At 68.9% G+C, this 15,297-nt stretch carries 17 protein-coding genes and 1 tRNA gene; 7 read left to right on the top strand and 11 right to left on the bottom strand.

Annotated elements, in window-relative coordinates; translation table 11 throughout:
* Positions 1-85: 85 nt before the first annotated feature.
* Positions 86-1,138 (bottom strand): iron-siderophore ABC transporter substrate-binding protein, encoded by a 1,053-nt coding sequence (locus AB0230_RS07360; protein WP_366374901.1) that lies wholly within the window; start codon positions 1,136-1,138, stop codon positions 86-88.
* A 23-nt stretch (positions 1,139-1,161) separates the two neighbouring features.
* Between AB0230_RS07360 and AB0230_RS07365 the strand changes: the two genes are divergently transcribed.
* The 3 genes from AB0230_RS07365 (at position 1,162) to AB0230_RS07375 (ending at position 3,325) form a co-directional block, all read left to right on the top strand.
* Positions 1,162-2,214, top strand: coding sequence for an iron ABC transporter permease (locus tag AB0230_RS07365; protein WP_366374903.1), 1,053 nt, complete (start codon positions 1,162-1,164; stop codon positions 2,212-2,214).
* Complete coding sequence (locus AB0230_RS07370; RefSeq protein ID WP_366374905.1) at positions 2,211-3,209, top strand: iron chelate uptake ABC transporter family permease subunit; 999 nt, start codon at positions 2,211-2,213, stop codon at positions 3,207-3,209. The genes AB0230_RS07365 and AB0230_RS07370 overlap by 4 nt, the downstream gene beginning before the upstream one ends.
* Positions 3,210-3,249: 40 nt before the next feature.
* A tRNA-Lys gene (locus AB0230_RS07375) sits at positions 3,250-3,325 on the top strand.
* A gap of 140 nt (positions 3,326-3,465) precedes the next feature.
* On the opposite strand, the gene AB0230_RS07380 is transcribed toward AB0230_RS07375, so the two are convergent.
* From AB0230_RS07380 to AB0230_RS07415, 8 genes are all read right to left on the bottom strand, one after another.
* Positions 3,466-4,659 (bottom strand): low temperature requirement protein A, encoded by a 1,194-nt coding sequence (locus AB0230_RS07380; protein ID WP_366374907.1) that lies wholly within the window; start codon positions 4,657-4,659, stop codon positions 3,466-3,468.
* A gap of 93 nt (positions 4,660-4,752) precedes the next feature.
* On the bottom strand, positions 4,753-5,289 hold the full coding sequence (locus AB0230_RS07385; protein WP_366374909.1) for a hypothetical protein: 537 nt from the start codon (positions 5,287-5,289) through the stop codon (positions 4,753-4,755).
* A 157-nt stretch (positions 5,290-5,446) separates the two neighbouring features.
* Positions 5,447-6,394: a hypothetical protein gene (locus AB0230_RS07390; RefSeq protein WP_366374911.1), complete on the bottom strand. Its 948-nt coding sequence runs from the start codon at positions 6,392-6,394 to the stop codon at positions 5,447-5,449.
* 137 nt (positions 6,395-6,531) lie between these two features.
* Positions 6,532-7,137 carry an ATP-binding cassette domain-containing protein gene (locus AB0230_RS07395; RefSeq protein WP_366374913.1) on the bottom strand — a complete coding sequence of 202 codons (606 nt, stop codon included), beginning with the start codon at positions 7,135-7,137 and terminating at the stop codon, positions 6,532-6,534.
* Positions 7,128-8,171 (bottom strand): hypothetical protein, encoded by a 1,044-nt coding sequence (locus AB0230_RS07400; protein ID WP_366374915.1) that lies wholly within the window; start codon positions 8,169-8,171, stop codon positions 7,128-7,130. Before AB0230_RS07400 ends, AB0230_RS07395 begins: the two co-directional genes overlap by 10 nt.
* Positions 8,172-8,187: 16 nt before the next feature.
* Complete coding sequence (locus AB0230_RS07405) at positions 8,188-8,814, bottom strand: hypothetical protein (protein ID WP_366374917.1); 627 nt, start codon at positions 8,812-8,814, stop codon at positions 8,188-8,190.
* Positions 8,815-8,825: 11 nt separating this feature from the next.
* Positions 8,826-9,086 carry a hypothetical protein gene (locus tag AB0230_RS07410; RefSeq protein ID WP_315994837.1) on the bottom strand — a complete coding sequence of 87 codons (261 nt, stop codon included), beginning with the start codon at positions 9,084-9,086 and terminating at the stop codon, positions 8,826-8,828.
* Between the two features lie 340 nt (positions 9,087-9,426).
* Positions 9,427-10,368 (bottom strand): LysR family transcriptional regulator, encoded by a 942-nt coding sequence (locus AB0230_RS07415; protein WP_315994838.1) that lies wholly within the window; start codon positions 10,366-10,368, stop codon positions 9,427-9,429.
* A 120-nt stretch (positions 10,369-10,488) separates the two neighbouring features.
* Between AB0230_RS07415 and AB0230_RS07420 the strand changes: the two genes are divergently transcribed.
* The 4 genes from AB0230_RS07420 (at position 10,489) to AB0230_RS07435 (ending at position 13,977) form a co-directional block, all read left to right on the top strand.
* Complete coding sequence (locus AB0230_RS07420; protein ID WP_315994839.1) at positions 10,489-11,472, top strand: putative oxygenase MesX; 984 nt, start codon at positions 10,489-10,491, stop codon at positions 11,470-11,472.
* A gap of 20 nt (positions 11,473-11,492) precedes the next feature.
* The gene (locus tag AB0230_RS07425) at positions 11,493-12,521 is read left to right on the top strand and encodes a methionine synthase (protein ID WP_315994840.1); all 1,029 of its coding nucleotides are present in this window, start codon (positions 11,493-11,495) and stop codon (positions 12,519-12,521) included.
* Positions 12,522-12,658: 137 nt separating this feature from the next.
* Complete coding sequence (locus AB0230_RS07430; protein ID WP_366374920.1) at positions 12,659-13,699, top strand: aldo/keto reductase; 1,041 nt, start codon at positions 12,659-12,661, stop codon at positions 13,697-13,699.
* Between the two features lie 92 nt (positions 13,700-13,791).
* Complete coding sequence (locus AB0230_RS07435) at positions 13,792-13,977, top strand: hypothetical protein (RefSeq protein WP_136586667.1); 186 nt, start codon at positions 13,792-13,794, stop codon at positions 13,975-13,977.
* 7 nt (positions 13,978-13,984) lie between these two features.
* On the opposite strand, the gene AB0230_RS07440 is transcribed toward AB0230_RS07435, so the two are convergent.
* Positions 13,985-14,683 (bottom strand): hypothetical protein, encoded by a 699-nt coding sequence (locus AB0230_RS07440; protein ID WP_366374922.1) that lies wholly within the window; start codon positions 14,681-14,683, stop codon positions 13,985-13,987.
* Between the two features lie 76 nt (positions 14,684-14,759).
* Positions 14,760-15,248: an Lrp/AsnC family transcriptional regulator gene (locus AB0230_RS07445; RefSeq protein WP_315994843.1), complete on the bottom strand. Its 489-nt coding sequence runs from the start codon at positions 15,246-15,248 to the stop codon at positions 14,760-14,762.
* Positions 15,249-15,297: the final 49 nt, after the last annotated feature.

Below are 15,297 nucleotides of genomic sequence, written 5' to 3' on the forward strand. Positions count from 1 at the left end.
ATCCGACCGATCGACGACCGATCGGACCTGACGGCGAGCGCCGGACCCCAGGCGAGGGGGTCCGGCGCTCGCTTTCGTCTGCCGGTCAGCCGGCATCGACCTCGCTGATGATCTCGTCCTGCACGAGCCGGGCTGCCGTGGGTCCGGCATTCATGAACCACGGGTCGTAGTCCACCGGTACGGCCCGCCCGTCGGTGACCGCTCCGAGCGTCGTCCACAGCGGAGCGCTCTCGATGAACGCGACGCCCTCCCCCGTGCCCGCGTAGAACACGTGGTCGGCGTCGGCGAGATCGATCTGCTCCGCGCTGATCTCCTGCGACGTCTCGTCGAACTGCTGCGACGAGGGGCGACCGAGGCCGAGATCCTGCGCGAGACCGCCGGCGAAAGACGGCACACCCATGATGCGCGTGCGGTCACCCGTCGACTGCAGGAACGACACGGTCGTCGCTTCCGCCTCGCGTCCGGCGGCGAACGCCGCGCTGTCACCCTGGAGCGAGTCGAGAACGCCCCGCGCCGCGCCCTCGTCGCCGAGCGCGTCGGCGATGAGGAGGAAGTCGCTCTTCCAATTGACCCCGTTTCCCTTGGTGACGACCGTCGGCGCGATCGCCGACAGAGCGTCGTAGAGCTCGGCGCCGCGCGTGGCGTTGACGAGGATGAGATCGGGGGCGGCTTGCGCGATCGCCTCGAGGTCGGGCTCCGTGCGCTGGCCGATGTCGGTCATGGCGTCCAGGGCCGCGGCATCCTGGGGGAAAGCCTCGCGAAGGTACGCGGGCAAGAGTCCGCTGTTCTCGGCGCGGGTGGCGGCGGTGGGCACCCGGCCCAGAGTGAGCAGGGCGTCGAGCTGGCCCGTCGACACCACGGCGATGCGGGTGGGGGCCGCGGGGATCTCGGTCACACCCGCGAAGTGGGTCACCGAGCGGGGGAAGACCCCGTCGCCCTCGGTCGAGCCCATCCCGGGCTCGAGGTCGCGCGCGACGACCCACTCCCCGGTCGAACCGGCCTCGGAGTCGATGGATGCCGCGGGGGCGGCCGTTCCGGCGCACCCGGTGAGGGCCAGGATGGTCGCGGCGGCAAGGATGCCGAGCAGGCGTCGGGGACGGAAACGGTCGGTCACGGACGAAGAACGAAAGACGATCACCCAGTTAGGTTATCCTTACCTGTGTGACCGACGTGACCGCCGCCGTTCTCCCGTCGGCCGTCGCGGAGCGCGTCATCGAGCGGCGTCGTCGCGTACGCGCGCGCGCCCTCGTCTTCACCCTCGTGATGCTCGGGGCCGTGGCCCTGCTGGTGGTCGCGAGTCTCGCCGTCGGGTCTCGCCCTCTCGCCCCCGGCGATGTCGTCGCCGCCCTCTTCTCGGATCGGCGGGATGCCGTGGGCGTCATCGTGCACGAGCTGCGAGCGCCGCGGACGCTCACGGCACTGCTGACGGGCGCGTGCCTCGGCGTGGCCGGAGTGCTCATGCAGGCCGTGACGCGCAACCCCCTCGCCGATCCGGGCCTGCTGGGCGTGAACGCGGGGGCCGCGGTGGGAGTGGTCACCGCGATCGCCATCTTCGGCGTCGGCACGGCGAGCGGATACGTGTGGTTCGCCTTCGCGGGAGCCGCGGGTGCGGCGGTGCTGGTGACGGCCGCAGCACGATCGGGTCGGCGCGGCGACACCGTGGGTCTCGTGCTGGCGGGGGTGGCGCTGAGCGCGTGCCTCGGGGCGCTCGTGCGGATCATCACGCTCGTGGACGACGACACCTTCGAGTCCTTCCGCTTCTGGGCGGTCGGCTCGTTCGAGCGCCGGGATCCCGACGTCGCCCTGCAGTTGCTGCCGTTCGCCCTCGCGGGTGTGATCCTCGCCGTCATCGTCTCGCGCGGTCTCGATGAGCTCCGCCTCGGCGCCGACCTGGCGCGCGCACTCGGGGTGTCCCCCGTCCTCGTGGTCCTCGGCGCGGGCGCGGCCATCACGTTGCTGTGCGCGACGGCCACCTCCGCCGCGGGACCGCTCGCATTCATCGGACTGCTCGTCGCTCATCTCGTGCGCGGGATCGTCGGCGTCGGCGTCCGCTCGTCGCTTCCGGTCGCCGCGGTGACCGGCGCCGCCCTCACGGTCGCGAGCGACGTCATCGGGAGGGTCATCGCTCCCCCCGGGGAGATCGAGGCGGGGATCGTCGCCGCGTTCCTGGGCGCCCCGCTCCTGCTGTGGCTCGTCATCCGGAGGGCCTCGTGAGCTCCGTCGCGGCCGTCGCCCGACGACGTCGGTACGCCCTGGTCACGGCGGCGATCGTCACCGTCGCCCTCGGCTCCGCCCTCGTGGGGGTGACCACGGGGTCCTTCCAGACGTCGCTGGGCGATGTGGCGTCCGTCTTCTCCGGCGGCGCCGATGCTCGCACGAGCGTCGTGGTGCTCGGGCTGCGCGTGCCCCGCGTGCTCGCGGCGCTGCTGATCGGCACGGCACTGGGTCTGGCGGGCGCCGTCTTCCAGACTCTCGCCCGCAACCCGCTGGCGAGCCCCGACATCGTCGGCTTCACGGCCGGCTCGGCCACCGGCGCGCTCGTCGGCCTGATCGTCGTGGCGCCCACGGCGTCGCCGGCCGCGGGGGCGTGGATGGGCGGACTGCTCACAGTGGCCGTCGTCATGCTCATCGCGCGCAGCGTCGGCGTCTCCCGCGAACGCACGATCCTGGCCGGCATCGCCCTGTCGATGCTGCTGGCCGCGGCGAACGACTACCTGCTGACGCGCGCGCCGATCGAGATCGCCCGCAACGCCGACCAGTGGCTCCACGGCAGTCTCGCCGCCACCTCGATGGATGACGTCGCCCTGCTCGCCGGGGCGATCGGCATCCTGAGTGTCGTGCTCATCCTGCGCCGGCGGGATCTGCGCGCCCTCGAACTCGGCGACGACACCGCCCGGTCGCTGGGGGTGCGCACCCCGCGGGTGCGGCTGGTGCTGCTCGTCGTCGCCGCACTGCTGACCGGCACGGCCACCGCGGTGTCGGGTCCGATCGGCTTCGTCGCCCTCGCGGCTCCCCAGCTCGCCCGGCGCCTCTTCGGCACGAGCGGAATCCCGTTGCTCGGTTCGGCCCTGACCGGCGCGACCGTCCTCGTGATCGCCGACGTCGTCGCGCAGCGCGCGCTCGCGCCGCTGCAGATCCCCGTCGGTCTCCTCACCGGCGTCGTCGGCGGGGCCTATCTGTTCTGGATCGTCGCGCGCTCGCGCGGGTGAGCACGTCGGGCTCGGGCGTCCCGGTAGGCTGGAGTCATCAGGGCCTGTAGCTCAGTTGGCAGAGCATCGGACTTTTAATCCGCGGGTCGAGGGTTCGAGCCCCTCCGGGCCCACCACGTCAGCGTTCCCCGCATACCGACCTCGGCGATCCCCAGGGGAGACGCACTGTCCGAGCACTCACACCGCCTTCTTTCCAGAGGCGGTTTTCCGCGTGCGCGAACTCTTCGTCCGTAGCGAGCGGCTCGCGAACGCGGAGTCATCCCCCCGCCCTCCTTCCGCGACGTATCCGCTCGACGGTCTCCCCCGCTGCCACGCCCACGAGAAGGACCGCGGCCGCGATCGACAGCCTGAGCGCGTCGAAGAACGGGAGGAAGAAGGCCACCCCCGCGAGCGCGACCAGACCGACGAGGCCGATCAGCTGAGCTCGCGACCACCGTCTTTCGAGAGTGCGCCGGAAGAGCGCGGTGCCGGCGAGGAAGAGCATGGGTGCGCCGACGATGACGATCGTCGCGGAAACACTCCGCTGGTCGGGATGCGAAAGCATCTCTTTGTCGCCCACGCTCATCAGGACGATTCCCGCGATGATCGGGAGATGCACCCAGGTGTACGCGGTGCGGGCGAGTCGGGCCGGTTCGTCCGACGCCTCGATCGCCTCCGCACCGATGCGCTCGCCGTGGTCGAAGTAGATCCACCATGCGGCCGCGGCGGTGACGAAGGCCGTCACCAGCGACGCGACCGACGACGCTGACGACTCCTTCTCGACGAAGGCGAGGCCGGTTATGAGCAACCCCTCGCCGACGGTGATGAGGACGAAGAGCGAGGTCCGTTCGGCGATGTGAGGGCCGGACAGATCCCACGATCGAAGAAGCACTTTCCCTCGACCCGGTATCGGGTACCCGAGGGTCGTACCGAGCAGTTCGAGAGCGAGAGCCGCGGTCCACAACGGCAGCTGCCACGCATGCGGCAGCACGGCGCCGACGATCCAGAGGGCGCCGCCCGCGGCGGTCCACCCGAGGATCAGAGCGAAATCGTGCGCCACCCGCCGGTCGTGGCGCGCCGTCGCCCACACGATGAACGCCGTTCGACCGACCTGGAGGACGACGTAGGAGAGCGCGAACGCCCACGCCCGATCACCGAATGCTTCAGCGATCGACACACTCATCACGAGCGCGACGAAACCCAGTGCGACCACCGCGCCCCGAACGGGGAGCTTCACCGGGTCGAGCCAGTTGGTCACCCACGTGGTCGACACCCACGCCCACCACAGGGCGCACACCATGATGATGCCCTCGAAAGCGCCGAGCGGAGTCTGGTTCTCGTACAGGTAGGCCGACAGCTGCGTCAGCGCCAGGACGAACATCAGGTCGAAGAACAGCTCGACGTAGGTCACCCGATCCGCGCGCGAGGAGTCCGAGGGACGGAGGACGTCGCGGGCCATACCGAATGCCATGCCCCATCCTGACACCGGTGCAGGGGGCTCAGACGGATCTCCGAGGCCGGCCGTGACGGGCCCGCCTCCCACGGTGGGGTCTCACCGGCCGCCTCACCCGCCCGGGCAGTCGCAGGTCCCGCCACTGGCGCACTGGCACGGCAGCGACGGGTAGTCCTCCGCGGTCACCGTGCGGCGCACGTCGAGTCCGTCGATCGGCTCCGGCTCCCCGTAGCGCGAGTAGTCGATGACGTCGGCGACATCGGCGAGACCGTGGCCGGCGCCGTCGGTGCAGTCGGAGGAGAGGGTGTGGATCTTCCGCTCACCGGCAGGGAAACGCAGCTCGAAGCAGACGGCCGCGCTGCGCTGGTCGTAGAAGAGTCCACCGCCCGTCTCGACCCCCGCCGAGGTCGCGAGGATCAGAGTCGTTCCGTCATCGGATGTCGCGAGGCCGAGGAGCTTGTACAACCCCCCGGCCGGGACGACGGCGGGGTCGGCGTACGCGGGTCGCACATCGGAGACGAATCCGATCCGGGCGATCGCCGCCTCCGGGTCGGAGACGATGTCGGCGCGATACGGCCAGAAGGTGTCCTGCGCCCCGTCCACCGAGCGCGCGAGCGCGTCCTTCAGCTCCGCCTCCGGCGAGGGCATCACCCCGCACCCCGCCGCCAGCAACGCAGACAGGCCGATTGCCACCGAACAGATACCGCGTCGTGCTCCCCCGTGCATGCGGGTCAGTGTGCCGCATCCCCCATCACCGCAGCGGCATGCGGGTGCCCCGCACCGTGACCAGAGGCACCGGCCCTGCCTAACGCTCACGAAAATACGAGAGCGCGCGTCCTGCATCGACCGATGCGACCCCCAACAATGCGCCGCAGAGCGCGCCGGCCATTCCCACGGCTGCGGAGAACAGGGAGAACTCCATCGCCGGAGGAAAGGCGCCCCTCGCCTGCACCGCGGATAGCGCAGACGTGGCCACGAGCGAGACCGCCGACGAGACCGTCAGCCAGACGCTCGACTCGAGAAGGAGCATGACGCATTGATGAAAGGGGCGGATGCCGATCAGTCGAGCGGCAGCCAGTTCCAAACGCCTGGACCGCACGGCGAAGAAGCCGAGCGATGCCCCCAGAACCACGAGCGATCCCGGTACAAGCACGCTGGCACGTCCGCGATACTTCGCTTCGCCATTGAAGCTCATTCCCATCGACGCGTTGAGCTGACCTACCGTCGGGGGGCCCTGACCCGCGTCGTCTCCTCCCACCACCGTCGAACTGGCTATGGACTGGATGCGGGGCGACTCCGGCCACACGTCCACCCAACATTGATCGAAGACCCCCGAGACGAGAGCCGTCTCGATGGCGGCATAGCCGAGAATCGCCCTTCGACCGTCGTCCGGGTAGGCGAAGGTGCCTGCCAGATGAGCTTCGCCCGTGACGAGCTCCAACCTGGACCTGTCTGCACCGAGGGCTCTCGCCGCCTCTGCGGACAGGAAGACACCATATGCGTCACCCGTATCGGGCCGCAGCATGGGGAGGAGGCCGGGGGTGACATCGAAGGTGGGAAGCTCCACCCCCGGAGTGATGGTCGGCGTGATCTGTCGCGCGGCGGACCGCAGCGCGCCGGCATGACGGACATTGGGTAGATTCGCGAGATTCGCGCACCGCAAGCCGTCGACGCGACCGGCGGCTTCGACCACGATGATGTTGGCGCCCGCGTCACGGTATGTCGCCGACGCAGCGAGGAGATCGGCGGTCACTGCCGCGTTCCATGCCAAGACGACCGAGAGCAACACGCACCAAACAGCGCCGAGAAGGACCGCTCGGGTCGTTCCCGACACCAGGTTTCGCCCCGCTTCGGAACACAGCACTCTCGGCCGGATCGTCGACCCGTCTCTCACGATTGATACCCGGCCAAGTCCAGGACGTCGGTGCAGGAGTCTCGCGTACCCGCATCGTGCGTGGCGATGACCACGATGCATCCTCGTTCCGCCAGGCGTCCCAAGAACTCGTTCACAACGGCGGCCGTTCGCACGTCGAGTTGCGCGGTGGGCTCGTCGACCAGCAGAACGCCGGGCGCTGCGGCGATGGCACGCGCCAGCATCAGACGCTGCGCTTCCCCTCCCGAGAGGTGGCGAAACCGTTCCTCCGCCACGGAGCCCAAAGCGAATTGCTCGAGGAGATCCCGCGCCTTGCCCTCGGCCTCGGCGCGACTGTCGCCACGAGCAAGAAATGCCAACGCGACGTGATCGAGGGCGCGTCTTCCCGGGACCCCGTGGGGATTCTGAAACACCCAGTTCGACGTGGTCGACCTCGCACGGACGACACGCCCTCGGGTCGGTTGGAGATTGCCGGACAGGATGTTCAGAAGAGTGCTCTTCCCGGCACCCGACGGGCCCACGACGGCATAGGTTCGGCCCGGGATCAACTCCACACTGATCGCCGAGAAAAGAGCACGTCCCGTCTCGTATTCATGGCCGACGTCGTCGAGGATCAGGGACATGTCTGCTGATCGTCAGGAGCGATGAGGACCTCCGAGGGGCTCCCCGACGCGAAACTCATCAACGTGTAACCCAGCTCGCTCGTAAGGATCTCTCCCTCGTACGTCTGCACGCCGTCCGAGACGCACCCCTTACCTGTGCGCGTGCCGAAAATGGCGGACGGAGGGATCCGAGAAACCTGGATTGGGGTCGTCAGCTGAACGTCACCTTTGAGTACGACCGTCTTCGGATCCGCCACGTACGCCTCGAAAGAGGGCGTCTCCGAAATCTCCGGCCACGACTGTCGATCGACGTTTCCCTGCTCATCGACTGCCGCCGAGACGCCGTCGATGACGACGGTCCGCGGCAGGTCAGGCATGGCGACCGGCAGAGTGCCGATTCTCAACGCGGAGATACGAGGCGGGAGTTCCGCTAGGACGTCACCCGGATGGACCACGCTTCCCACGGGGACGGGGCAGCTCGCGCCGGTCACCGACTCTTCGGGGAGCCAGACGATGTCGGACGGTGCGATCTCGGTGACAAGGGGAGCATCTGATGCGATCGCGCGCCGCAGACCGTTGAAGAAGGCGATGGTCTGCGGCCCCACGACCCCATCGATCGCTCCGCGAAACCCGAGGCTCGCGAACGAGCGCTGGAGCTCGCGGACGTCTCCCCCCTTCGCATCGGCGCCGAGCGGCCGCCATAGCGGATGCGGGGTGGACAGATCGATGAGCGGCGTGCCGTCGACGGCGAAGACCGAGTCGCCGCTGACGATGGCCGCCTCGGGCGCACAAGAACTCGAGGTCACGATTCCGCTCGTCTGGACGAGCACCCTCCAGCTGGTGTGGAGCGAGACCTCCATCACCACGGTGTGCCGGTCGGAGAAGTCGTTCACCTGAACGTCGGAGCGTTCCACCGCGAACGGGGGCGCGAGGTCGGTGGGCACGGAAAGCCTGCCCTGCACGTATCCGACCGCCGCCCCACAGCCGACCAGAAGGGTCAGCGCGCCAACGAGGATGACGACCCGCTGGCGCCTCTCCGCTGATCGGCTCTTCATGACTCGATCGCACCTGCTAGGGCGCACCCACGACGCCCAACGGATCTTGGACGCATCGTCGGACGTCATCTGCCGACCAATTCACTCCCGTTTGGTCCGCCAGATCTTTGTCGTATTGCGCCACGGTGTAGGCCACGGCGACGATGTGGTGCCGTTTGAAGCACTCGACCACGATGAGGGATTCATCTTTGCGCTCGGGATTCCGTCGGATCTGCTCGTAGAGCATCGCGACCGATCCGACGGTCTTCTTCTCACACCCGGGCACCGCGTCGGTCGTCACCTGAGCCTCCGTGAGCTTCCCGTCAGCCCGGACGGAGAACCCGCCATCGGGATCGAGCACGACAGAGACACCGAGGTCCTCCAGGCAGCGGGTGAAATCGTTGCGAAGACCGGCGTACTCGGTGTCGGTGACGATGCCGTCGGCGAGGATGTCCCTCTGTGCGGATGTCGTGTCGGGATTCTCGAAGATGCGTGTGAACCAGTCCGACCACGGTCCGTGGAATGCGGGAGAGGTCGCGACGCGGGGCGGCTCGCCCCGACCACTCGACGCACCTGCGTTCGTATCCGGATCGGCGCACGCCGAGAGGACACTGACGCACACCAATCCAATGAGTACCGCCCGAAGACGCGACCGCTCCCGCACAGCAGGGTTTCTCACACCGTGTGGAAGGCGTAGGTGTACCACACCACGTTCGCGTAGCTCGCGCTCTGCCACGACGTCTGGCCCGTGGGCGCCCAGCGCGCGTAATGGATTGTGCTGCCCTCCTTCACCTGGCTCTGAACGACCTTGTTCGCACAGAATGACGTGCTGTTGACAGCTCGGGACTCGGAGTAATACCCGCACGAGCCGTTGTCCGCGAAAGCGGCGGGAGCGGCGACGAGAGTCGCTCCACTCACTGCGATTGCGATGGTCATCGCGGCCGCGATTCTCGTCGTTGGCTTGATCATGATCGTTCCTCTCCTCCGTTGATGGCGGACGACGTCGAGTCGTCCACGCGCTCAGAGAAGCACCGGAGGACCATGCGGTGCAGGGAATGCGTGCTGCGTCATGCGAAGGTGAAGCCAGCGAGCCTGTCCGCGCTCCCGCGCTGGGCACGAGCTGCACATGCGCCTGAATGAGGAGGCGCGCCGCGACAGATCACCCATCTCATCGATCCCGCGGGAGCGGAGATTCGCCCGCCTCGACCACTTCCCGCACAACCGACGTCCCGGCGCGGAGGTCCTCCCGCATGCGGCGCCAGCCGAAGCCCGCCTCTCAGTCGAGCAGCTCCACCCCGAACTCCGCGACGACCGCGCGCACCTCGCCGAGGTAACGCTGGGCCTGCTCGGTGAGGGGGATGGCGGTGCGGTCGATCCAGCCGATCTCGATCTGCTCGTCGATGTCGAGGGGCACGGCGACGATCTCGGGATCGAGGTCGTCGCTGATGATGCCGGTCGAGATCGTGTAGCCGTCGAGGCCGATCATGAGGTTGAAGATGGTCGCGCGGTCGGACACGCGGATCTCCTGCCGGCTCGACAGCGTCGAGAGGATCTCCTCGGCGAAGTAGAAGGAGTTGTTCGCGCCCTGGTCGAAGGTCAGGCGCGGGAGGTCGACCAGGTCGTCGAGCGTCGCGCGCGGACGGGATGCCAGGGGGTTGCGGCGCGAGACGAAGATGTGCGGCGCCGCGACGAACAGCGGATGGAAGGCCAGGCCCGAGTCGCGCAGCAGCTTGTCGAGCACGTTGCGGTTGAAGTCGTTGCGGAACAGGATGCCGAGCTCGCTGCGGAGGGTGCGGACATCTTCGATGATGTCGAACGTGCGCGTCTCGCGGAGGGAGAACTCGTACTCGGCGGCATCCGTCGCCTTCACCATGCGCACGAACGCGTCGACGACGAACGAGTAGTGCTGCGCCGAGACGCCCAGCAGGCGCCGGGAGGGAGGGCGGCCGAGGTAGCGCTGCTCGAGGAGCTCTGCCTGCTCCACCACCTGCCGGGCGTAGCCGAGGAACTCCACGCCGTCGTTGGTCAGTGTGATGCCCCGGGCCGAACGCGTGAGCAGGTCGCGGCCGACCCGCGTCTCGAGATCTTTCATCGCGGCCGACATGGTGGGCTGTGCCACGTAGAGCAGATCGGCGGCGGCGGAGATGGACCCCTCGGCCGCGACCTCGATGAAGTACTGCAGCTGCTGCAGGGTGATCCCGCTCGCGCGCTTTGCCATAGGTACAAGCTATATCAGTGCATAGTCGACGGGAATTACCCGATGACCCGGGGGGCGGCGCACGATGGAGGACACCACCGTCCGCGGGCTCATCCGGCCCCCGCACCCGATTGGCCCGTCATGGCGAACGACATCGCGTTCAGCATCACCACCACCCGTTTCGACGAGGACTACGCTCCGGCCGAGTCCTCGCGCGTCACGACGAACTTCGCCAACCTCGCGCGGGGCGAGGGTCGTCAGCAGAACCTCCGCAACGCCCTGTCGATGATGAACCACCGTCTGAACGAGCTCGTGCCCGGCGAGGCGGACCAGTACCGCGTCGAGCTCGACATCGTCTCGGTGCACCTGCGCTTCGCAGACGGGGCCGATGACGAGGAGTTCCCCGTCATCGAGGTGCTCGACGTGAGCATCGTCGACACGCGTACCGGCGAGCGCCACCGCGGCATCGTCGGCAACAACTTCTCGTCGTACCTCCGCGACTACGACTTCAGCGTCGTCCTGCCCGCGGCGAATGCCGGCGGCGCCGGGTTCACGGTGCCGGAGGACTTCGGCATCCTGCACGGGAAGATCTTCCAGCACTTCCTCGACTCCGACGCCTACCGCGAGCGCTTCGCACAGGCGCCGGTGATCTGCATCAGCGTCTCGACGAGCCGCACCTACCGGCGCACGGGGGTCGTGCACCCCGTGCTCGGCGTCGAGTACGAGCAGGACTCCTTCTCGCTGACCGACGACTACTTCGGCCGTATGGGCCTGCAGGTGCGGTACTTCATGCCGCGCGGCAGCGTGGCACCGCTGGCGTTCTACTTCCGCGACGACCTCACGGCGGAGTACTCCGACCTGCAACTCGCGGGCACGATCGCCACGATGGAGACGTTCCAGAAGATCTACCGCCCGGAGATCTACAACGCCGTCAGCCCCGCGGGCGAGGTGTACCGCCCGACTCTCGACGAGCCCGACTTCGTGCGCACCGGCATCGACTACGACCGCGAGGAGCGCAGCCAGCTCGCCGTGACGCAGGGCCGCTACGCCGAGGAGCACTTCGTGAAGCCCCACCGTCACATCCTCGACGCGTGGGCCGCCGACTACGCCGCACCCGTCCGATGACCACCGAAGGATCCGCCGCCGTGACCACGCTCCTGCCCACCTCGACCGTCGGCAGCCTCCCGAAACCCGCTTGGCTCGCCAAGCCCGAGGTGCTCTGGTCGCCGTGGGAACTCGAGGGCGACGTCCTCGTCGAGGGCAAGCACGACGCCCTCCGCTCGGCGGTGCAGGAGCAGGAGCGCCGCGGCCTCGACATCATCAGCGACGGAGAGCAGACGCGCCAGCACTTCGTGACCACGTTCATCGAGAACCTCGACGGCGTGGACTTCGAGAACCGCGAGACGGTGCGCATCCGCAACCGCTACGACGCCAGCGTTCCGACCGTCGTCGGCGCCGTGAGCCGTCGCGGTCCGGTCTTCGTGGAGGATGCCGCGTTCCTGCGCGCGCAGACCGACCGGCCGATCAAGTGGGCTCTGCCCGGTCCCATGACGATGATCGACACCCTCTCCGACCGTTACTACGGCAGCCGCGAGAAGCTCGCGTGGGAGTTCGCGACCATCCTGAACGACGAGGCGCGCGAGCTCGAGGCCGCCGGCGTCGACATCATCCAGTTCGACGAACCGGCCTTCAACGTCTTCTTCGACGAGATGAAGGACTGGGGCGTCGCCGCCCTCGAGCGCGCCGCCGAGGGACTGCGCGCCGAGACGGCCGTGCACATCTGCTACGGCTATGGCATCAAGGCGAACACCGACTGGAAGGCCACGCTCGGTTCCGAGTGGCGCCAGTACGAGGAGTCGTTCCCCCTGCTGCAGCGCTCGAGCATCGACATCGTCTCGCTCGAGAGCCACCACTCGAACGTGCCGATCGACCTCGTCGAGCTGGTCCGCGGCAAGAAGGTCATGCTCGGCGCCCTCGACGTCGCCAGCGAGCGCATCGAGACGCCCGAAGAGGTCGCCGACACCCTCCGCCGCGCCCTGGAGTTCGTGGATGCCGACAAGCTCATCCCCAGCTCCAACTGCGGCATGGCGCCGCTGCCGCGCCGCGTCGCCTTCGACAAGGTCAGCGCGCTGACCGCGGGTGCCGCACTCCTGCGCGAGGAGCTCGCGGGCTGATTCCGCGACGGGTCGGGAAGCCACGGCATCCCGGCCCGTCTTCGATCGCCCCCCACGCGGAGCCGGTTCCGTCGCGAACGCGGATGCCGTGGCAGAGTCGGAACGATCCCTTCCCCGTTCCGAGGAGCAGCAGTCCCATGCCCATCGCCGCCGATGATCCCCGCCTCGTCTCGCCCTTCGACGCCGCCGCGACCCGCTACGACGACGTGCCGTTCCAGCGCGCCGGCGCCAGCGGCATCCCCCTCCCCCGCATCTCGCTCGGCCTGTGGCAGAACTTCGGCACCGGGCGCACGCTCGACAGCCAGCGCGCGATCCTGCGGCACGCGGTCGACCGCGGCGTCGTGCACATCGACCTCGCCAACAACTACGGCCCGCCCTACGGCGCCGCCGAGGCCACGTTCGGCACGGTGCTCGACAGCGACCTGCGGCGCTACCGCGACGAGCTGTTCCTGTCGACGAAGGCCGGCTACGACATGTGGCCCGGGCCCTACGGCGACGGCGGTTCGCGCAAGTACCTGATGCGCTCCCTCGAGCAGAGCCTCACGCGCATGCGCACCGACTACGTCGACGTGTTCTACTCGCACCGCGTCGATCCCGACACGCCGATCGAAGAGACCGTGCACACCCTCGCCGACATCGTCCGCAGCGGTAAGGCCCTCTACGCCGGCATCTCGAACTACCCCGCCGACCTCACGCGCCGCGCCCAGGACCTGCTCGCGGCCGAGGGGGTGCGTCTTTTCATCCACCAGCCGCGATACTCGCTCTTCGACCGCACGCCCGAAGCGGAGCTCTTCCCGACGCTGCGCGAGCTCGCCGTGGGGAGCGCGGTGTTCTCGCCTCTGGCGCAGGGCCTGCTGACCGCCAAGTACCTCGACGGCACCGTGCCCGCCGACTCGCGCGCGGCCGACAGCCGCTTCCTCGACGCATCGGCGCTGACCGACGACTACCTCGAGCGCATCCGCGGCATCGACGGCATCGCTCGCGAGGCCGGGCTGTCGATCCCCCAGCTCGCCGTGGCGTGGGTGCTGCGCGACCCGGTCGTCACCACCGCCATCATCGGCGCCTCGCGCACGAGTCAGATCGACGACGCCGTCGCGGCCAGCACCACGCCGCTGTCGGACGACGTGATCGAGGCCCTCGAGCCCTTCGCCGCCGGCGTGGGCGAACGCATCGCCTGAGCGCACAGCACACCGTCGTCCGCGGCGCAAGCGGCATGGCATCCCCCGGTCCGTCGCGTTGGCTGGGACTCCAGCTGACTGAAGGAGGCGCCATGGGTGTTGCACGATGGATCGGAACCGGGGCCGTGGGACTGGCCGGAGCGGTGATCGCGCGGACGGCGATCGGACGCGCGGTCGCCGCCGGGACCGTGGCCTACCGCGTGTGGACCGACCCGAAGGTGCAGAAGGTGCGTCGTCGGGTGGTGGCGAAGCTCGCGAAGCAGCGCCGCGCGCGCTGACAGCGCCTCACCGCCCGGGAATCAGCCCGAGGATGACGCAGGCGACGCCGGCGACGCCGAGGACCACCGCGTACAGCGCGCGGTGGTCCTTCTCGATCAGCCGCACGTAGACGCCGTTCACCCGCGCCGCCGTCGTGGGGAAACGCGTCCATGCCGTCGCAAGCAGGACGAAGGGGGCGGCGAGCGCCGCGAGGAACACGGCGTACGCCAGCCACCGCAGGAGCGGGTGATCGCTGACCCCATCGGCCACGCGGCCCGTCATGTACATGATCGGCAGCGTGGTGAATCCCACGATCGAGCAGCTGACGCCCAGCACGTACGAGCTCCAGCCATGGGCGTGCGACGACGCGGTCGTGCGGTGCGGTGGGCGCGCGGGTCGTCGGACCCTCCAGATCCCCATGGCGACCGCGCCGGCGAGGAACACCGCACCGGCCGCGAGGTCGACCCGGCGATCGAGCACCGCGTCGGTCGTGCCGCGTTCCGCCGCCGCGACGAACTCGGTCGGGTCGAAGCTCTGCAGCACGAGGTAGAGCACGGTGGCGCCGGTCGCGAGACCCGCGACCATCCACCCGACGCGCGCGCCGACCCGGGTGTTCTGCGCGAGGGCATCCGCCGTCGCGGCGTAGAGCGCCGGGTTGAGGCCGAGAGTCACCCCGAGACCGACCATCGTGGTCAGGGCCGCCGTCCAGCGCGCGAAGTCATCCACGTCGCGGGGCTCCTCTCAGAGGGTCAGGGCCCTGGTGACGCTCGGGCGGGATCGTCACATCGTAGCGAGGCACGCGTCAGTGGCTGTCCGACGAGCGCGCACCCCCGACGGGGAGCGGCGAGAGCGGCTTGGTGACGCCGAAGGCGAACGTGGTGTCGATCGACGAGAGGGAGGGGATCGCGCGCAGGTGCTCGCGCAGCAGGCGTTCGTACGCCTCGAAGGTCGGTGTGACGATGCGGACGAGGTAATCCCAGTCGCCGGCGAGAAGGTGCGCCTCGACGATCGACGGGATCGCGCGCAGTCGCTCCTCCACGGCATCCACCGTCGCCCCTTCGTGCGAGGCCAACCGCAGGCGGACGAACGCCGTGATCTCGAGATCGACGGCCTTCGGTGACACGACCGCGCGGTAGCCCGAGATGACCCCCGCCTCCTCGAGCCGGCGCACACGACGCAGACACGGCGAGGGCGAGAGGCCGACCCTGTCCGCCAGGTCTTGATTGGTGAGGCGGCCGTCGCGCTGCAACTCGGAGAGAATGAGGCGGTCGATCTCGTCGAGGGCGTCCATCCGGCAGATTCTGCCAAACCAGACCCGGTACGAGCAATATTCGCAATCC

Source organism: Microbacterium sp. NPDC089190, from assembly GCF_040701795.1.
Taxonomy (GTDB): Bacteria; Actinomycetota; Actinomycetes; order Actinomycetales; family Microbacteriaceae; genus Microbacterium; species Microbacterium galbum.

Coding starts and splice junctions, on each gene's coding strand:
- AB0230_RS07380 (WP_366374907.1), bottom strand. CDS start 4,659: ATGGCATTCGGTATGGCCCGCGACGTCCTCCGTCCCTCGGACTCCTCG.
- AB0230_RS07385 (WP_366374909.1), bottom strand. CDS start 5,289: ATGCCCTCGCCGGAGGCGGAGCTGAAGGACGCGCTCGCGCGCTCGGTG.
- AB0230_RS07395 (WP_366374913.1), bottom strand. CDS start 7,137: ATGTCCCTGATCCTCGACGACGTCGGCCATGAATACGAGACGGGACGT.
- AB0230_RS07400 (WP_366374915.1), bottom strand. CDS start 8,171: ATGAAGAGCCGATCAGCGGAGAGGCGCCAGCGGGTCGTCATCCTCGTT.
- AB0230_RS07410 (WP_315994837.1), bottom strand. CDS start 9,086: ATGACCATCGCAATCGCAGTGAGTGGAGCGACTCTCGTCGCCGCTCCC.
- AB0230_RS07415 (WP_315994838.1), bottom strand. CDS start 10,368: ATGGCAAAGCGCGCGAGCGGGATCACCCTGCAGCAGCTGCAGTACTTC.
- AB0230_RS07420 (WP_315994839.1), top strand. CDS start 10,489: ATGGCGAACGACATCGCGTTCAGCATCACCACCACCCGTTTCGACGAG.
- AB0230_RS07430 (WP_366374920.1), top strand. CDS start 12,659: ATGCCCATCGCCGCCGATGATCCCCGCCTCGTCTCGCCCTTCGACGCC.
- AB0230_RS07435 (WP_136586667.1), top strand. CDS start 13,792: ATGGGTGTTGCACGATGGATCGGAACCGGGGCCGTGGGACTGGCCGGA.
- AB0230_RS07445 (WP_315994843.1), bottom strand. CDS start 15,248: ATGGACGCCCTCGACGAGATCGACCGCCTCATTCTCTCCGAGTTGCAG.